This is a genomic window from Pseudoalteromonas sp. GB43 (genome assembly GCF_054923805.1).
Map to the genome: position 1 here is coordinate 550147 of NZ_JBPCHJ010000002.1, position 18471 is coordinate 568617.

Sequence of the window (18471 nt, forward strand, 5' to 3'; positions counted from 1 at the left end):
AGCAAGCTGAGTAGCTTGCTTTTTTTATATTTAATTAGGGGGGCTTGAAACCTCTAAAGAATCCGCCTTAAAGTTTTGCTTATCTTTATTGAGTTAAATGTGAGATCGAATACAAACCACGAGTCTCATTCGTTTTTCTTCTGATCTCTTCAAGTGCTTTCTTTTCACTTGCCGCAAATAGTGAGTTAATTAAACGATTAAAGTGGTTGTGCATTGCTTTACGAGCCGCAGATGAATCCTTATTCGCAATTGCCTCGTAAATACTTGTGTGCTCTTGAAGGCGTTGCTCATCACTTTGCGAACAAACATCTTCATAGGCAGCGATTATTTGTGGCTCAGAACGTCTTAATTTCCATAAGTTCTGAATAGACATCACAATGGCATTATTTCGAGTCGATTTAGCAATAATTTCATGAAAACGCTGATCAGCTTCAATTGCCATATCGGGCACTTTCATATCTTCTAAACTTTGCTTTAGCGCAGCAAGTTCTGGTTCTTGAATTGTCGCAGCTGCTAATGCTGCTGCTTCAGCTTCAACCAAAGCACGAGCTTGGGTTAGCTCAAATGCACTGATTGGTTGATCTACAGTCTCTACTTTGCAGTTATCGGTAACAAATACACCAGAGCCAGTTTTAACTTCTACACGGTCACGAACTTCTAACGCGATAATTGCTTCACGTATTGTTGGTCGGCTTACTTGATGAGTGTCGGCTAATTCGCGTTCTGCAGGTAAGCGACTCCCTACAGGGTAGATCCCACGATCTATCTGAGACTCTAATTTATCAACAACGGTCCAAAAACGTCTCCGTCTTTTCATTATATCTCTCCCGATCTTCAAATTAGTCATAACTATAAAAACGATTTTGAGTCTTAGATAACTAATGCGAAGAACGCTTATTAATTGGTAAGTTTTCTGGTAAAACAATAATTATAATTGGTAAATTACATACCTAAGCTAATCTTGTCAATTTGCTTTTATAAATAACTGAAAGTGCTGATAGGTAGTGGACTTTTCAATACACAAACTGATTCTAAATTTTAGTAATTGGCAATAATAAAACTGGAGCAATCAATGCAAAACTATGAAGGGTATCTTTTTGATATGGATGGCACATTGGTTAATTCTGAGCCGCTTAAAGCAAAAGCTTTAGCAATGACATGCTTAGAATTTAACGTAAAAATCAAAGCTGAAATATATAAAGAAGTAATGGGGCAAAGTTGGCAAGTTGTACTCGAATATATTTTTAGCAACGCAAAAATTAGCAAAGTACCAGAAAGCTTCAACCCGTGCTTTGAAAAAAACTACAAAACGTTATTGAGAGCAGAGCTAAAATTAAATAATGGAGCTAAAAGGCTCTTAAACGATATTAAGAAAAATGAAAAAAAATGTGCCTTAGTAACCTCAGCGTCGCGGTGGATGGTCGATACTGTTTTATCATTAATAAATTTAGAGGATGTTTTTGATGTGATAATTACTAATGAACAAGTGACAAATTTAAAGCCTCACCCAGAAGCGTATCAACTCGCATTAAAAAAATTAGCTATAACCAGTAAACAAGCTATTATTTTTGAAGATTCTAGGTCTGGAGTAATTGCAGCACAAGCAAGTGGCTGTGAAGTAATAGGCTTTCTGCACAACTATAATCAAAAGCATAATCTTGCGGAGTTAGTCCCGTGTATTGATAGCTTTAACAACTATAGTTTGACTGACAGATAGATAAGTGTCGCCTACGAAGACGACACTGTTCTAAATAAGGTTTAAAACTTATAAGTCAGGGTGAGGCTACCGTTTGTTGGCGCGCCATAATAACCCACAGTTTGTAAGCTATTGATGTATTGCTCATCAGTAATATTATTAACGTTAGCTTGTACTGCAACTTGGTCATTAATATTCCAACGCGCGAAGGCGTTTAGCAGGGCGTAACTACCTTGCTTAACATTGTAATCAGTGCTTTCGATTTTAGATTGCCAACGGCCATTTAAACCCACAACCACATCATCTGTTAGTGCATAATCCACCGTTACACCGACAACATCACGAGGTGCCCATTTATTGGTGTCATCACCATTTTCATCTGTAACATCAATATGTGTATAAGATGCGACGATATTCAGAGCGTCGGTGATTTTACCTGTGACTTCAAATTCATAGCCTTCTGACTCAATAGACACGCCTTCATAGTAATAAATACCATCTTCAGTGAGGCCCGCATATTGTGCAAAGTTATCTTGCTCAGCAGTAAAATAGGCAAATGTTGTCATTAGGGCATCATCAAACCAAGAAGCTTTAACACCGGTTTCAAAGTTAGTGCCTTTGGTAGGTGCTAAGTATTGGCCGTTGTAATCAGCTTGCTCTTGCGGCTGATAAATATCTGAGTAACTAGCATATAAGTTTAAATCGTCGTTTAACTTATAGGTAAAACCGATATATGGGCTTGTTTCGCTTTCGTCATTATCGATTGATGCACCGGCATTCATACCTGAGCGTTCAAATTCAATAGCGTTAAAACCAACCACTGTAAATAATTTATCAGTAATGTTTAACTGAGCAGAGCCAAAGTAACGGGTTAGCTTTTGTTCAATATCTGAATACAGAACCGGCGTTAACCAATCCGGTTCTGGGATCGCATCTAAATCGTACGGAAACGCAGGCGTTGGTCCATAAGCCGGTGTATTATCAAAATCAAACGGGTGTTGATACATCACATCATCACTTTTTGCATGGCTTACACCAAAGCTAGCTTGGTGCTCTTTACCAAACAATTCAAAGGCACCAAATGCTTTGATTTCAAATAAATCAGCATCTACTTCGCTGTCGTAGCGACCCGGCCAACCACTTAGGCCAAGATTGGTGTCTTTATCAATGCTGCCGCTGGCATAAAATAGTTTGTCTTGCTCTTCAAAACCACGGAAGTTGTAGCTCGCTTGGAGCTGCCATGCGTTTGCAAAAACATAGTTGTATTCAACAAATGCAGAGGTGTTAATGGTGTCCCACATTGTCCACTCTTGGGTGGTTGTGTCGCTGACATCCCATTTAGCTTGCGTACCATCTGTATAGTTATAAACAAGGCCGCCCCAAGTATTGCCATCGGTATCTGCGTCTTGATATGAGTAACCTAAAGTAACCGTTGAGTTATCTGTAAGCTGACCATCTACCACCGCAGAGAAAAACTCGCGATTGTTCTCAAGGCCATCCAGATATGATTCTTTATCTTCTGCAGCAGCCACAAAACGAGCAGCCCAACTACCTGATTCAGTTAATAATAGTGAGTAATCAGCTTGTAAACGTTTAAAATCCCATGAGCCAACAGAGACACCGATTTCGCCGCCGTTTTCGTTTTTAGGGCGTTTGCGTACATAGTTAAGCGTGCCCGATGCATTACCTACACCAGTAAGTAAACCGTTGGCACCACGAATCACTTCAATTTTTTCGTAGCCGTATGCTTCCATTGCACCGGTAACGATACCCCAGTCATTCGGTAAGCCAACCCCATCGATTTGTGTATTCTTAATTTCAAAACCACGTGATGTGTAGTTGGTACGGTTAGTTTCCCATTCTTCAACATTGATACCTGGCGCTAAGCGTAAAGCATCATTAATGTTAAAAGCGGAATAATTTTTTAATTGCTCAGCAGAGATCACACTGATTGATTGCGGAGTTTCATCAATTTCTAGCGCTAAACCTGTCGCGCCTTCACTAATACGGTTCTGACGTATGCCAACAATTTCGATTTTTTCGACATTGACCTCTATGTCAGTCGTTTGTTCTGCAAAACTGATTTGAGGGTACAATGCACAAAGAATAGCGGTTGCAATAGGCAACTGAGTGAACTTCATTTTTATCTCCGCGTGTTATTTAGCAAATTTTTATAGGGTTATTGTTTTTAATAAGGAAACAATCGGCGGGTAAGTTATCACAACTGATAATAGTTATCATCACCATTTATCGCAAAAGTGATATGTTAATACAAATAAATGTAACAAATTATGTCAAAGAGTTTTGTGTATATGAAAAGGCGAGTTAATTTAAGGCATGAAAAAGACGCCCAGAGGCGCCTTGATTTAGGTGTATTTATTTTCTGCGGAGGGTATATGTGTCTTCATCACGAACAGTAACAGTTTGAGCAAGGCTTACTTCCTCAATATCCATAACATGTACTCGTTCTTTAGCGTGAAGTAATTCTTCATCCATAGATTGCTCTTCTTGAAGGAAGTAGAAATGCTTGCCTAATTGACCACCGTCATGATCAATATCGGCTTGGTATAGATTGTAATCTTTGTTACCTGCAACTGTTTCTAGTGTGCCCGAAGTACCCGAACCAGGTAAAATTGCAAAATAAGCCACTCGTTCAGGAACATGACCTTCATTCAAACTTTCTTGCTCATAAAATGCTGCTTTAAAGCCTGTTGTTGCTAAACTTTTGGCACGCGTATAGGCACTGTGTCCGCCATTGTAGGTTTGAATTTGCAAAAAGACGTAAGGTTTTGCGCTAAATGCTTCCGTAAATACAACATCTGTAAACTTTCTAGAGTTAGACAAGCTAAAACTACCAATTTCAACAATTGTACCGTCGCTCATTGTATAGCGACCTTCATTCATTGTTAAAAAGTCAAAAGACTCAGTTTCGTCATGTTTTGTGTTTAAATATTGCCAATTCTGGAATGAAATCTCAGAGCTATTCGTTTCAATATTCTTTAAACGAATAACACCACCATTTTCATCATGCACGGTTACTGCTGATGAAAACACTGCTGGTTTTGTAAAATACTGATCTTGAAAATCAAATGACTGCCATTCACCACCTAGTTGGTTATTAACTGTTTCTGAGTAGTAAGGAATGCCATCATTTGCAATAGCGCAAGGTGCTTCAGTGTAACAACTTGTTGAGTTTAATGTGTTTGTTGTTAAGTCACTGATGTGAATCGGCAAGGTTGCAACAAGGCAAGTTTTTCCTGAATAAGGGCTAAGTTTATAAAGTTTAGATTCGTTTTGATCACCATGATCATTGATAATTACACGACTGATTAAAACGTCACCTTTTTGGCTTAATGTTGCACCTGTGACATTAACAAGGTTGTGATTGGCTAATTTAGTATATGAATAGTCATTACGATCAATGCTATATACCGAAGTCGCTGTTACTAATAAAAGTTCACCATTTTTAACGACTAAATCAGCGCGGCTTAAGCCATCAACACCACTGAAGTCAGCTAGTACAGTTTCTTCGCCAGTGTATTTGTCTATGCGATATAGCTTTGAGAAGCTCACTGCAAAAAATGAATCAGTATCTGAAGCGTATGCCATACCGAAAACTGATTTAGTCTTACCTACAACAACATGCTCGCCTGTTGCGTGATCAAAATAGGCTAAGCGACTGTATTTATACTTGTCACCTCTAATAGGTAAACTTGGAAATTGCTCATCACTGATATCAAGGTGGCTAACATCTACTTTGAATTCAAGTGGAATAGGTGAAGACACATAATAAGTGCGGTTAGTTGTTTCGTCATATGCAATTGCAGCAGAACTAAATTTTGCAACAGAGTCTGCTCTAGCGGTTTTTTGCAGTTCATCGAGACCGAATACAACACCTAATTCGCCTCTGCCGGCATTCATTGCTACTAATTCCCCTTGACAGCTATTAGCGATTGCATAAGAAGTCAAAAAGCTACTTGAAAGAGCTAGGGTTGATAGAAATAATTTGGCTTTTATCGACATAAGTAAATCCCACTTTTAGGTTTCTAGCGACACAAAGAGATAAGACCACTTTGTATTAATAGTGAGCATTATAGTGAGAACTCTCACTTTACGAATGCCGATAAAAGCTGTTTTTAAGTCTGAAATTTAATCTTTAAGTACTAAAAAATGCATGTTTAATGTTAAATTAGCTGTTTTTCTGACTTTTCTGATCTTGTGAATCACTCGACATCGAACTGCCAACCGAGGCGGTAATCACTAATAAAATGGCCAGCCACTGCCATACACTTAAAAATTCAGAGAGAATTATAAAACCAGCCAATGCTGCGATCGCAGGCTCTAAACTCATCATGATGCTAAAGCCTTGTGCGGGCATATTGCGAAGTGCCACCATTTCTAATGTATAGGGTAGTGCGCTAGACATAATAGCCACTAAAATACCAAGTGGTAATACTTCCCAACTCAATAATGCAGCGCCTTGCGAAACGGCGCCGTAAGGCACAAGCACAATCGCGGCGACGCTCATCCCCATGGCTACAGTCATCCCGCCAGAGCCTTGGTTTCCAGTTTTTTTGCCAAACAATATATAAAACGCCCAACATGCACCTGCTGCAAGGGCTAAGATCACGCCCACAGGATCGAGGCTGTCTTCGCCTTTCATGTCAGGTAGCAATAAAATAATGCCAACAATGGCGCAGGCTACCCAAAACAGATCGCGCTTTTTACGAGATGAAAGTAGGGCAACAGCAAGGGGGCCAGTAAACTCCAGAGCAACACCAATGCCTAAAGGAATGCGCTCAATCGCGTAATAGAACAGGATATTCATGCCACCTAAACTCAGTCCATAAACGATGATCGGCATGCGTTGCCCTATCGGCGGAAAAGCTCGCCAAGGCTTAAAAACCAGGCACAAAATAGCAGCTGAAAAACCTAATCGAAGTGCTGTGGTACCTTCAGGGCCTATTAAAGGGAATAATTGCTTTGCAACAGAGGCACCAGATTGAATGGTAACCATTGCAAGAAGCACGCAAATAACAGCAATAAAAAACGGTGGAATGGTGCGCTGCATCACTGTCCTTATGAAAGTTAATAGTTCAAGTTTGCGGCGATTCTACTGATGTTTTGAGGGAGAAGAAATGTTTTTCGTTAAACGGACACAGATTTTCGATAAAGCAAAATTATAGGTATCAAATTGCTTTGATACCCATAAAGAGAGTGCTTAACTTTGTCCTGCTTGTTCAAAGGTCGGCATGATGGTTTGCGTGGCCTGTTTTTGCTGCTGGCGTTTTGCCACTTTAAAGAAAGTAGCCGCAAAAATAGCAGCGACAATATCAACTAAATAGCTTGAGTAAAATAGTGAATTGGTGTCGCTGGCAAGTTTTACTAGCGTAGATAACACCATTAATGCACACAGACTTGCGAGTAAATAAAACCCAACCGTGGTTGCCTTTTGCACAGGTTTTAAGAAGCTATATATTACAAAAACAAAAAAGGCTGCATAGTAACTGTATAGGGTAGCGTAGTTTGTGTTGCTAACAAATGCAGGCAGCCATTTGGCAGCGACGAGTGTAAAAGCAACGGCAATCATAGACCCTAAACAAACGCCAATGGTGAGTTTTGCCATAAACAAGGTACTGCGTTTATTAGGATCTTTTTGAAGCGTTTGTCTATCCACAGTAGATTACCTGAATAGAATAAGAAGGCGCCAAGTAATCCCATAATGAAGTAACCCCAACGACCCCAGTCTCCTCCATAAGTGCCAAAATGGAGTGAGAAAATACTGGCAACCATGTTACCCCACACTGCATCTTCGCCTTGCGGGTAGCTTGAGTTAACCACTTCTAGTGTGTACGGGTTCATAAATAAATAATCAGTATCTGGGCCGCGTACAACCGCATTATTGTTACTCATCATAAACACCGCAGAAGGTGATGCTGAATTTAAATTACTATAGCGAATATGGATTGGCTCATAGCCGGGGGCATAGTTTTTCGCTGCGAGTACTTGCTCATCAATGCGTGGCAAGTTTTCAATATGAAAACTTTGCGCCGCAGGCGTAGGGCGCTGAAATAGCGGCTTACCATCATAAAATTGCGCTAAACCACCATAAATAAAATCATGAAATGCAAATACCACCACGGTAAAAGCAATGACTAAATGAAATGGTAAACTGGCTATACCGACAAGGTTATGGCTATCAAGCCAAAATCGACTAAATCCTTTTTCTTTTCGCAGTGCAAAAAAAGTTTTAACTAATGTCGGCAGTAAAATTATCACCCCAGAGACTAAAGCTAAAAAGTACAAAACACAGGCAATACCAAGAATATACACCCCTGATTGGTCATGGCCAATTTCGCCTATGAAGCCTGCTGTACGGTGTAAATAGTCTACTAAATCAGCAAGTTCATTTTCGGTTTGTACGCTGACGTTTAAACTGCCATTAACATTTAAGTGGGCGAAGTTGAGTTGTTTATCAAGCTCCATGCCTCGGGCATTGCCTTTGATATACCACGAAAGAGGTGCATTTGGGGTATGTAAATCGAGGTTAAAACCTTTGGCCAGTTGCTCACTATGTTCATTAATTGCCGTATCTACCAGCGTTTGGTAGTCATAATTAGAGCTGGTGACTTTAGGAGCTTGAATGGGGGCAGCCCATTGCTGGATTTCGTGTTTGAACATGGTCAAGCTGCCAGCATAAAAACCTATGAATAGCACTAAACCTGCAATGATGCCTGTCCATGTGTGTACTCCTTGATAGGTGCGAAGAATATCCGATCTGACTTTCATAATGCGTTCCTTAGCATAAAAAATACGCCATAAAGCAGCACAGTTAACCCACCAAGTAAAAGCCAAGCTTGCTTTGCTGAGTTGAACAAATAACTAAAACTAAAAATGGTTAGCCAAACTGGCGTGATCATCCACATGTTAAATTGCACTTTATCGCGAGCATCAATGCCTCCAGGGCCATACCAAGCAAAAAAAGCAACGAAAATAAATGAAAGTGCTAGCCCTAAAATTGCACCTGCTAGCGTTTTCCCTAACCAAGTTGGTTGGCGTTTAGCTGAACTTGTCATGAGTTATCCTTTTCTTTGCAGCAGGCTCGCAAAAGGGAGCAGCATCAACATTAGCATCACACTAAAGATGATGTAGAACACGGCCGCTGTGACTGAGAATTGTTGAAGGGCAAGTATTGATGCGCAAATAGTTAACGCAATTGAAAGTAATCGCCATTGTTTTTTAATTGGTTTTTTTAAGAATTGCTGCTGTTTTCTGGTGCAATATAAAATACTGACAGCGAAAAAGATAAGCAGAGTAACAGTAAAAATGAGCATGAGATTATAGTTGTAGTAAACGGTAAATCTTATTGTAAATGATAACCAAACTCAATTGCAATAACATTAAGCTTGTGTTAATTTCCTAGCGTTTTTTATCAAACGCAATTTGTTTAATTCTAATAATCTCTTACGGGGAAAGGACATTGGCTACAGCATTTAAACTTAATTCACTCACCAAAGTTATGCTTGCATCATTACTTGTTACGCAAGGCTCAGCGTGGGCCGACGACGATCAAAACAGTCGAAAATCAATGGATACCATTGTTGTTACAGGTGAAAAAACTGAGAAGTCACTTAAAGAGACGATGTCGTCAGTGGCGGTTGTTGATAAGTCGCTATTAGAAAACGGCCAACTTGCATCGATATCTGAAGCGCTGTCAGAAATGGCGAACGTTGTTGTGTTAACGGGCTCGGTGCCAGATATGCGAGGTGTGTCTGGTAATGGTGGCGCAACGGGCTTTAACTCATTTAGTGGTGGTTCAAAGGCTCGTGTCTCAACCTTGATTGATGGTGTAAGCCAGCCGTTTGTAGCTGATTTAACTGGTGATACGGGTCTGTGGGATGTAGAACAAATTGAGGTTTACCGAGGATCGCAATCAACCAGCAATGGTCGTAATAGTATTGCGGGTGCTGTCTACATGACAACTAAAGCGCCAACTCAAGATTTTGAAGGCGCTGTGCGCGTCGGTTATCGCAACCAAGATAGCTACCTAGACACTGCCGCAGTGGTATCAGGAGCGTTAGTTGAAGATGTATTAGCATTTCGTTTATCAACTCAGTACGTTGATGGCGAAACATTTTCAAATCCGCCGGTATACGAAACAAACCCAACTGATCGTGAGTTAAACAAGTTAAATACCAGTAGCACACGCGCTAAATTACTTTACACACCAAGCCAAGATTTATCAGTACAGCTAACATATTCAACTTATAGTGAAGAGGGTAACTCGGGTCGTAAGTACTTTTTAGCGGATGAGCCATTTGATTATGAGCCACTATATCAACGTATTATGGATACTGAATCTGACACCACGCAAGTGAATGTTGATTACAAAATTAACGATGATTTTTCGTTAGATGTTTTAGTTGCTTATATGGATTACAAATGGGGCTTTGAAGCATACGAGCCACTTGAAAGCGCAGAATCTGATGTATCAATGGATGAGAGTAACATCACTGTCGATACCAAATTGAACTTTGGTTTAAGCAATGATTTTTACTCTGGTTTTGTGGGTCTTGCTTATTTTGACCGCGACCAAGACTTTGAAAGTGTTGGAGCGACTAATTACTACGGTGACGATAGTAGTAAATCGACGGCAATATATGGTGAAACAAGCTTTAACTTAAGTCGCGATTTCACATTAACAGCTGGTCTGCGCATTGAGCGTGAAGAACAATTACGTAATTTTAATATGGCATTTCGCGGTGATATGCTGGTTGAACAACTTGATAACTCTCACACACTGCGTTTACCAAAGCTCGCGATTCAATATGATATTAGCGACGAAACGACTTTATTTGCTAGTGCTCGTCGTGGTTACAATGCAGGGGGCGGCGCCCTTGATTTTACCGCAGAAGATTATTATTACTACGATGAAGAAACGGTTAATACCTATGAAATTGGCTCACGCAGCGTTTTAAATAATGGCGATATTAATATTAGTGCCAACGTGTTTTACAACAACTTCAACGGTTATCAAGCGCTAAGCTCTGAGCGTAAAATCACTAATATCGAAGATGCTCATAGCTATGGTTTAGAAGTTGAAGCTTACAGCATGCTGGGCGAACAGTGGCAATTACATGGCGGTTTTGGTTTATTGAAAACTAAAATAGATGAATCAATTGCGTTCCCAGAAGCCGTTGGCAATGAACTAAATTCTGCGCCGGAGTTAACCGCGAGTTTGGGTGTATCTCACTGGTTTACTGATAGTTTAAAAGTAAATTTAAGTGCTAATTATGTTGATGAGTTTTATGGCGATTTAACCAACACTGAAGAGCGCGTTGCAGGTGATTACACCATTACGCGTTTATCGATGAGCTACGATACCGAACAGTGGCTGATCAGTGCTTTCATCAACAACGCCTTAGATGAAGAGGCGTATACTGCAAAAGAGCCTGCTAGTGACCGTTACCCACAAGGCTATGTTGCAGTTGTAAACCCACAAACAATCGGTGCATCTGTTACTTACCGGTTTTAAATAAACTAATCGCTAGTCGCTGAGCAGAACCAGCGACTAGCTCAATTTAAAGCGGTTAATCTGCCCGTTTAAGTTATTTGCTAAGTTAGCCAGTTTGCTTGAAGAATCTGAAATACTTTGTGTTTGTTGCTGCGACTGACGACTTGTATCTTGGACTTCGTTTAAACGCTGGGCTATTTCTTCGGTCACTTGAGATTGCTGCTCAGATGCAGAAGCTATGGTCATATTGGCATCAGAAATCGCTTTCGCTTGAAGGCTAATTTCATCAAGCATATGGCCTACTTTTTCTGAATTGAGCACCGCCTCTTTAATTTGCGCATCGCTTGAACGGATCCTTTGCGTTACTGCATTGGTTGCAGATTGTAATGAGTCAATTTTATCTTGGATCTCAAGGGTTGAGCTCTGTGTGCGGCTAGCCAATGTTCTTACTTCATCAGCAACCACTGCAAACCCTCTGCCTTGTTCACCCGCTCTTGCGGCTTCGATTGCAGCATTCAGTGCTAGTAAATTAGTTTGTTCGGCAATGTTACTTATTACACTTAAAATAGCAGTGACTTCATTTACTGAGGCTTCCAGCTGATTAAGATCTGTTAGCGATTTGGTTAAGGTGTCGGCCACTGACTCAACAGAGCTTACCCCTTGTTGGACAACCTGTAGGCCTTCTTTGGTTTTTTGATTAGCAGCGGTGGCACTGCTTGCCGCTTCTGCACAGTTTTGAGAAACCTCTTTAACGGCCGTTGAGTTTTCATAGACTGAGCTTGAAATTACCTCAATAGCTTGGCTTTGAATATCATTGAGTGTTTTAGCTTGCTGTGATATTTCATCTAAACTTTTCGCTGCCACTTGTGCTTGCTCTGATTGATTATGTATTTCTTTTAGAAGCTGGGAGAGCTTATCAACCATAATGTTGAAGCTGACCGCAAGTTGGCCTATTTCATCATCAGCTTTATGGTCAATATAGCGAGAGAGATCTCCTTCAGAGATACGCTTGGCCTCATTAATTAAAGCATGAGTTGCTTTAATCACTTTTTTCTCTAATTGCCAATAACACACTATCAAGGTAGCAATGATGGTTAGAACTAAAGCGGTGCTAACTAGGCTTAAAGTTACCACACGGTCATGATTATTTTTTACCTCTGCTGCACTTTTTTCCTCAATTGAATTTAAAAAGGCCTGTACAGGCTGCTGAATTTTCTCAACTTCGGCCATGTAAGCATCGTTGGTTAAAAGCGTAATAGCTTGCACCCATCTTTTATGCTCGCTGACGGTTAAGTTGTTAGTATCTCGACCAAGTAAATCACTGACTAAGCTAAATGCTTTTTCTTCTGTTTCGACTAGTTTGAGTGATAAGTCGTTGGATTTTTGTAATAAAGCCAAATCATCGGTAGCGACATTAAAGGCTTTTAAGCGCTGCACATAGTTTTTTTTCTGACCATTGAGCCAAGCTGCTTTTCCTTGAATTTGGTCAACAAGATGATGGTATTCAACTTCATAGCGAGGATCTAAGGTTACGACATGTTGACGAGCAAGCTCAGTAAGGCGAATCGAATTTGAAGATGAAAACTGAGCAAGATGGCTTAGCTCATAACGCTGTTGAGCCGACTCCATACTCTCATCTTGGCCTGATTGTAAAAATAAAATAATGAAGAGAAGTCCGGCTGCAAGGGTAATGGTTGCTGCGAAAACGGTTCTGAGTAAAAAGCGTATAGTCAAAGTATTACCCTTCATATTGAAAGTAAGTACTATTAACCATAGTACAAAAATTTTGTTTCAATAAAAATTACGGGTAAGTTATTTAGAGGTGGTCATTTAAGCTTATGTTGAAAATGAAAAGGGCAGAGTCAACCACCCTTGAGTAATGCATTTATTGGTCTGCTGAATACACAACGCCAAGCTGATTTCGTGCTTCATCAAGTACAGCCATAACTTGTTTTGACAGTGTATGAGTATTAACAGATGACTCAATTTGTCCTGCATTCGCAGCTTGAATAAAGTGGCTGACCTCATGGCGCATAAAATGATCATCAAATGGCTCAGACAGTTCTTCAACCGTGCCATCGTTACCAATAAATTGCATGCGCTTTAATAATGACACCGCTTCAATACGTATTCGGCCTTTCTCACCTTGAATTTCAGTAAAATTATCGCCTTGCGAGATTTTCGAATAGCTGATCACCGCTTGCTTATCAGCGTAATTCAAAAGCACATCGCCAGCGCCATCAACACCAGTTTCAAGCAACACACCACTGGCTTTTACACTCTGAGGCGCGCCCCATAATGCGAGTAAAATATACAGCGGATAAATACCTAAATCGACTAATGCACCGTTAGCAAATTCTGGCAAGAAGGTATTTGGGCGTTCGCCGTTTTTATATTTATCGTAACGCGATGAGTACTGACTATATTGGCCAATATATTTGCGGGGTGTGCCAATCTTTGCCATGGCACTTTTTAAGCGTGCAAAATTTGGTAAATGGGTAGTCATCATCGCTTCCATGTATAAGCGTTGATGGGTTTTTGCTGCTTGCACGATTGACTCAAGCTCTTTGCTATTCGCAGCAGAAGGTTTTTCGCCTAAAACGTGTTTACCTGCTTTTAAACACATGACGGCATAATCTTTGTGTAAGCTATTTGGTGCTGCAATATAAACGGCATCGACTGATGGGTCTTCGCATACTTGCTCAATATTGGTAAACACTTTAGCGTTTTGAGCATCGTGCTTTATAAGGAAAGCCTCGCCTGTTTGCTGCTCTCGAGAGCACACACCATATAAGGAGAAATGTTCAATTTCTTTAGCTGCACTCAGTAGTGTATCGCTTATAAAATTGGTACCTACAATCACAAAGTTCATGGTTACTCCTCGCTGTTTTGTACAAGCCATGCTTGCCAATTCTGTTCAAATTTCTCCATTTGTTTATGTTTTTTGCTTAACAAATGTTTGTCTTCATCTTCTTGGTCATATAAGGGCCAACGCGGCATAATGCACAGTATTTTTCACCTAAATAAGCAGGAAAACTAAGCTTAGGGGTAATTTCATTGTTAGTTTTTTCGCTAAATACATAGGTAATGCCGCTAGTATCTTTAACGTGTTTATCGCGATCAACATTGCGAATTTTATAGCCCGGAAACACGCTAATATCGAATGGCATTTGGCCAAGGTATTGGCAATTAAGCCTTTGATTTAAGCTGCCCTCAATATTCCATTCGCGGTAAGGTTTTACATCTTTAGAGGTGATGTAACATAACATCGGGCCGTTTTTATCTAATGCAAACTGGCTAGCGTAGTCTAAGTAGCGATGCAACAAAGCACGGTTTAATACATTCATACCCCCTTGTTGGGTGTGTGCTTTAAATGCGGCTTCACCTTTAAATGCAGGTATCAGCGGAAATTGAAAAATAACCACATCGAAACAAGCGCCATCTAAGCGCTGCCATGAGTCTGACCTTGTTACATCAAACTCAGTGAGTGTTTCAATATTAAGTTGTTGCAAGGCGCTAAGTGCATTGTCGGCATATTTTTGTTCTATGGTGTTTGCATCATCATAAGTTGAAGCAACAAGCTTGGCTGGTTTTATATAACGAGCAACAGAGTGTGAAAATGATAAATCACCATCGCCTACCGTTAATATGCGCCAACTAGGGTCTAAATACATGGGGTTATTTGCCTTGTTCTGGCGCTATTTCAACTGAAATTTTAGGGCAAAGGGCTAAGCGAGTTTTAAGGCCTTCTATGGCTATTTGCTTAAAAATTAGATTGAAACTAATTAAAACAGCAATAACGATATGAATAGGACCATGGGTAAAACCTGCTTCTGTATCAAAAAGCATTAAGCCGAATAACAAGAACATGGTAGCTAAAAATATTTCAATCAGCTGATTTGAGTATAGCTTTAAGTTGCCTTGGTTTTTATAATCTTTTTTGATGTGAATTGCACAAAAAAAAGGGATCACTTTTACTTTAAAGTGAGCGTTTTTTTCTACATAATTTTCGCCAAGGTGGTCTAGTTTAGCGCGCAGTTGATCTATCATAGCAAGTCCTTAAAAAACTGAGCCGCGGATGTTACCGCAAACGCAAGAAAAGGGCTACTCAGGATAGATACTCATGCCAATTACAAATATGTGGCATACAAACACAACCGAGGTTAAAACGAATCGCATTTTTTGATAATCAACGTGATAGGTTTGCCACTGCGGTGTGCTTTTCTCAAACAACAGCACTAACCAAAAGCTCGCAGCAAGCCAAGCCAGTATCCAGCTTGACGGTAAAAAGCTTAAAAAGCCAATCGGTAAGATAGGAATAATTGCTTTAATGGCATCAGCATGCGTTTGCTGGCCTGCATGCCATAAATTGCCAGCCATAAAGGCTAAAATGGCGATGCTATAAAAAGTGAAAAAGTCTAAGTTAACGGCATTACTACCTGCTATAAGCGGCCAGCCTACACAGCCTAAAAAAGGCAGTAAACCTAAGTAACCAAGTTGAATATGATTAATAAACTTTTCCATAATGACCTTTAAACTACCTAACTGGTATAAAATAACTCGTAGTTATTTTATACCAGTTAGGCGGCTAAAACGATCGCTTTATTGCTGACGTAACTCTCGACGTAGAATTTTGCCAACCGTCGATTTAGGCAATTGTTCCATAAAAATGATTGATTTAGGCACCTTATAAGCACTTAAGTTTTCGCGGCAGTAGTCACTCACTTGTTGTTCATCAACCTGCTCTTTTAAAGTAATGTAGGCACACACACGCTCACCGGTTTTTTCATCTTTTGCACCAATAACAGCCGCTTCGCAGATAGCCGGATGCTGACAAAGTATGTTTTCAACTTCGTTAGGGTACACGTTAAAACCAGAGACAATAATCATGTCTTTTAATCGGTCTACAATTTTGTAATTACCACTTGGTAGCTTCAGACCCACATCACCGGTTTTGAAAAAACCACGTTTCATGCATTTACCGGTTTCATCTTGGCGTTGCCAGTAGCCCATCATTACTTGCGAATTTAACAACTATCTCGCCAGACTCACCGTCTGCAACGGGCTCATCGTTTTCATCCCAAATTTCCACGGTGGTGTTTGATAGTGGGCGACCAATGCTGCCTATTTCTTCATTTTGAAAATCGTTTAATGTCACAACAGGCGAGGTTTCTGATAAGCCATAGCCTTCTGTGATTGTACATCCTGTGGTACTCATCCACGCATCAGCTGCAGCATGTGTTAAAGCTGCGCCCCCTGACACGGTCATTTTTAGGTTTGAAAAATTAAGTGCTTTAAACCTTGGGTGCATACACAGACCAATAAACAAGGTGTTAATCCCTGAAAAGTAATTAATATCAAAAGGTTCGATTTGCTTAACTAAGGCATCTAAATCACGAGGGTTTGGAATAAGTACATTAAACTGCCCCATGGCAAATAAGCTAACCATGTTCACCGTAAAGGCATATATATGATAAAGCGGAAGCGGGCAAATACCGGTTTCTTGACCAGGCGTTAAAATGTTGTCAAAGCGCTCATTCATTTGCTCGGCATTGGCTAAGATGTTGCCATGACTAAGCATCGCTGCTTTGGCAACTCCTGTGGTACCACCGGTGTATTGTAAAACAGCAATATCGTCACGACTTGCTTGATGAGCGTCAAGAGGGTCAAGTCTTTCACCTTGGCGAATGAGTTCGTTTAACGAAAATTGATTCTCTTGTAATGCTGGCTCAGCTAAAGCGGCTGCAACAATAACGGTTTTAATGGATGTATCATTAATAATTGTTGCTAATTTTTCGCTAAGGGCATCAAGAATAACAATGGCTTTTACATCTGCATCATTAAACTGGTGTAGCATTTCACGGGCAGTATAAAGCGGGTTGGTATTGACTACGATTAATCCTGCACGAAATGCTGCATAAGTTACGATAGGGTAATCAACAATATTAGGTAGTTGAATAGCAATTCTGTCTCCTGCAACAAGACCACTTTGCTGTTGAAACCACTGGGCTAAATAGCGAGATTGTTGTTCTACTTGAGAAAAAGTGAATGTTCTTCCCACACTTGTGTAGGCAGGAAAGTCAGCATAAGTCTTACAACTATGCTCAATTAATTGCGTGAGGTTATCATGTGTGTTCATGGTTATTCCTTAGCTTGTTTGACTAATGAATATATACAATTTGTTAACGTGAAACTTAGCTTTAAACGACTTGTTTTTGACTTTTTACGCCATTAATGGGAATGAAACTTGCGGTAATCTCTAGGTGGAATACCATACCAACGTTTAAAAGATCGAGTAAATTCGCTGTAATTAGAAAAGCTCAAGATATCTGATATGTTTGATAAAGTGAGGCTAGATTCAATTAAATATTGATGTGCCAAATGACAGCGTACATCATCGACTAATTCACGAAACGTTGTGCCATGCTTTGTTAAGTGGCGCTGTAAGCTACGGGTACTCATCGATAACTTTTCGGCTACAAGGTTTACCCCAAACTCCTCGTGTAGTAAGTACTGCTTGATCATCACTTCAACATGATCTGAGATATTTTCACGTTTGGTGTTTTGAATCAGCCCAAGCTGTTGGCTGAGTATAGAAAACAACTGCTTATCTGAGTTCTTAATAGCGAGTTTAAGGTATTTTTTTTCAAACACGACTGCTGTGTGTGCACAATTAAACACAGGAACTTGACCTAATGCTTGGCGATAAACACTCGGATTTTCATTACCACTATGGGGAAGTTCCAAACGGTGCAGTTTTATTTGATTATCGGTTAGTTTCTTTAATAAATTAACCCCAACACTCAGGGCTAGATCAGCGCCATGATAGACACTCACTTTTAAGCTACTACGAACTAAAAATGATAGTTTTACATAGTTTTGGTCTACTTCAAGGAGTAAATCAGCGCTATTTTGATGAATGTGATAATACTTAGTTAAATTTTTAAGTGCCGATTCAAGGGTGTCGCAATTACCCACCAAATAACCAACAGAGCCCAAAATGTTCAAGCTTTGCCAACGCCCTAATTCTAACCCAAAATAGGGCAGGTTTAGTTCTTTCGCCGTGGTCTCTAACAGTTGAATGAGTTGCTGATACTGCACAAAGCTATTGGCATCTTGTAGTTGTTTTCTGTCTAAACCAACGTGTGATAAAAGTATATCAGGGTTCACCAATTTGCTTTCGATCAGCTCAATATAGCCATGTAGAGCAGATACTCTAATTAGATCAGGTGCTTGTGTTAATCGGGGCATAGTATGCTCT

The 18471-nt window shown here is 40.1% G+C and carries 14 protein-coding genes and 2 pseudogenes; 2 read left to right on the forward strand and 14 right to left on the reverse strand.

All coding sequences use genetic code 11. The annotated features are described in order from the left end of the window. Positions 1-85: 85 nt before the first annotated feature. The gene (locus tag ACRWSG_RS19895; protein ID WP_462167333.1) at positions 86-817 is read right to left on the reverse strand and encodes a FadR/GntR family transcriptional regulator; all 732 of its coding nucleotides are present in this window, start codon (positions 815-817) and stop codon (positions 86-88) included. A 255-nt stretch (positions 818-1072) separates the two neighbouring features. Between ACRWSG_RS19895 and ACRWSG_RS19900 the strand changes: the two genes are divergently transcribed. Then, positions 1073-1717 carry an HAD family hydrolase gene (locus ACRWSG_RS19900; RefSeq protein ID WP_462167334.1) on the forward strand — a complete coding sequence of 215 codons (645 nt, stop codon included), beginning with the start codon at positions 1073-1075 and terminating at the stop codon, positions 1715-1717. Between the two features lie 41 nt (positions 1718-1758). Here ACRWSG_RS19900 and ACRWSG_RS19905 read toward each other — a convergent pair whose 3' ends face one another. From ACRWSG_RS19905 to ACRWSG_RS19930, 6 genes are all read right to left on the reverse strand, one after another. Beyond that, complete coding sequence (locus tag ACRWSG_RS19905) at positions 1759-3837, reverse strand: TonB-dependent siderophore receptor (RefSeq protein WP_462167336.1); 2079 nt, start codon at positions 3835-3837, stop codon at positions 1759-1761. 235 nt (positions 3838-4072) lie between these two features. Next, on the reverse strand, positions 4073-5719 hold the full coding sequence (locus ACRWSG_RS19910; RefSeq protein ID WP_462167337.1) for a hypothetical protein: 1647 nt from the start codon (positions 5717-5719) through the stop codon (positions 4073-4075). 166 nt (positions 5720-5885) lie between these two features. Continuing rightward, complete coding sequence (locus ACRWSG_RS19915) at positions 5886-6767, reverse strand: EamA family transporter (protein ID WP_138599398.1); 882 nt, start codon at positions 6765-6767, stop codon at positions 5886-5888. 150 nt (positions 6768-6917) lie between these two features. Beyond that, the gene (locus tag ACRWSG_RS19920) at positions 6918-7322 is read right to left on the reverse strand and encodes a hypothetical protein (protein ID WP_462167338.1); all 405 of its coding nucleotides are present in this window, start codon (positions 7320-7322) and stop codon (positions 6918-6920) included. Next, the gene (locus tag ACRWSG_RS19925; protein ID WP_462167339.1) at positions 7292-8485 is read right to left on the reverse strand and encodes a PepSY-associated TM helix domain-containing protein; all 1194 of its coding nucleotides are present in this window, start codon (positions 8483-8485) and stop codon (positions 7292-7294) included. The genes ACRWSG_RS19920 and ACRWSG_RS19925 overlap by 31 nt, the downstream gene beginning before the upstream one ends. Further along, positions 8482-8772 (reverse strand): hypothetical protein, encoded by a 291-nt coding sequence (locus ACRWSG_RS19930; protein ID WP_462167340.1) that lies wholly within the window; start codon positions 8770-8772, stop codon positions 8482-8484. Before ACRWSG_RS19930 ends, ACRWSG_RS19925 begins: the two co-directional genes overlap by 4 nt. A gap of 443 nt (positions 8773-9215) precedes the next feature. On the opposite strand from ACRWSG_RS19930, the gene ACRWSG_RS19935 reads away from it, so the two are divergent. Beyond that, positions 9216-11231 carry a TonB-dependent receptor gene (locus ACRWSG_RS19935; protein WP_462167550.1) on the forward strand — a complete coding sequence of 672 codons (2016 nt, stop codon included), beginning with the start codon at positions 9216-9218 and terminating at the stop codon, positions 11229-11231. Between the two features lie 36 nt (positions 11232-11267). On the opposite strand, the gene ACRWSG_RS19940 is transcribed toward ACRWSG_RS19935, so the two are convergent. From ACRWSG_RS19940 to ACRWSG_RS19970, 7 genes and pseudogenes are all read right to left on the reverse strand, one after another. Beyond that, entirely contained in the window at positions 11268-12944 is a 1677-nt protein-coding gene (locus tag ACRWSG_RS19940; protein ID WP_294410969.1) for a methyl-accepting chemotaxis protein, read from the reverse strand. Between the two features lie 151 nt (positions 12945-13095). Beyond that, positions 13096-14082 (reverse strand): Gfo/Idh/MocA family protein, encoded by a 987-nt coding sequence (locus tag ACRWSG_RS19945; RefSeq protein ID WP_462167341.1) that lies wholly within the window; start codon positions 14080-14082, stop codon positions 13096-13098. Positions 14083-14084: 2 nt separating this feature from the next. Beyond that, positions 14085-14884, reverse strand: a pseudogene (locus tag ACRWSG_RS19950) (class I SAM-dependent methyltransferase). Between the two features lie 4 nt (positions 14885-14888). Beyond that, positions 14889-15260, reverse strand: a complete 372-nt coding sequence (locus tag ACRWSG_RS19955; RefSeq protein WP_462167342.1) for a hypothetical protein — start codon at positions 15258-15260, stop codon at positions 14889-14891. A 54-nt stretch (positions 15261-15314) separates the two neighbouring features. Further along, complete coding sequence (locus ACRWSG_RS19960; RefSeq protein WP_138618328.1) at positions 15315-15734, reverse strand: DUF3429 domain-containing protein; 420 nt, start codon at positions 15732-15734, stop codon at positions 15315-15317. A gap of 78 nt (positions 15735-15812) precedes the next feature. Continuing rightward, positions 15813-17349, reverse strand: a pseudogene (locus ACRWSG_RS19965) (AMP-binding protein). A 92-nt stretch (positions 17350-17441) separates the two neighbouring features. Then, positions 17442-18461: an AraC family transcriptional regulator gene (locus ACRWSG_RS19970; RefSeq protein ID WP_462167343.1), complete on the reverse strand. Its 1020-nt coding sequence runs from the start codon at positions 18459-18461 to the stop codon at positions 17442-17444. Between the last annotated feature and the right edge of the window lie 10 nt (positions 18462-18471).

Coding starts and splice junctions, on each gene's coding strand:
- ACRWSG_RS19895 (WP_462167333.1), bottom strand. CDS start 817: ATGAAAAGACGGAGACGTTTTTGGACCGTTGTTGATAAATTAGAGTCT.
- ACRWSG_RS19900 (WP_462167334.1), top strand. CDS start 1,073: ATGCAAAACTATGAAGGGTATCTTTTTGATATGGATGGCACATTGGTT.
- ACRWSG_RS19905 (WP_462167336.1), bottom strand. CDS start 3,837: ATGAAGTTCACTCAGTTGCCTATTGCAACCGCTATTCTTTGTGCATTG.
- ACRWSG_RS19910 (WP_462167337.1), bottom strand. CDS start 5,719: ATGTCGATAAAAGCCAAATTATTTCTATCAACCCTAGCTCTTTCAAGT.
- ACRWSG_RS19915 (WP_138599398.1), bottom strand. CDS start 6,767: ATGCAGCGCACCATTCCACCGTTTTTTATTGCTGTTATTTGCGTGCTT.
- ACRWSG_RS19920 (WP_462167338.1), bottom strand. CDS start 7,322: ATGGCAAAACTCACCATTGGCGTTTGTTTAGGGTCTATGATTGCCGTT.
- ACRWSG_RS19925 (WP_462167339.1), bottom strand. CDS start 8,485: ATGAAAGTCAGATCGGATATTCTTCGCACCTATCAAGGAGTACACACA.
- ACRWSG_RS19930 (WP_462167340.1), bottom strand. CDS start 8,772: ATGACAAGTTCAGCTAAACGCCAACCAACTTGGTTAGGGAAAACGCTA.
- ACRWSG_RS19935 (WP_462167550.1), top strand. CDS start 9,216: ATGCTTGCATCATTACTTGTTACGCAAGGCTCAGCGTGGGCCGACGAC.
- ACRWSG_RS19945 (WP_462167341.1), bottom strand. CDS start 14,082: ATGAACTTTGTGATTGTAGGTACCAATTTTATAAGCGATACACTACTG.
- ACRWSG_RS19955 (WP_462167342.1), bottom strand. CDS start 15,260: ATGATAGATCAACTGCGCGCTAAACTAGACCACCTTGGCGAAAATTAT.
- ACRWSG_RS19960 (WP_138618328.1), bottom strand. CDS start 15,734: ATGGAAAAGTTTATTAATCATATTCAACTTGGTTACTTAGGTTTACTG.
- ACRWSG_RS19970 (WP_462167343.1), bottom strand. CDS start 18,461: ATGCCCCGATTAACACAAGCACCTGATCTAATTAGAGTATCTGCTCTA.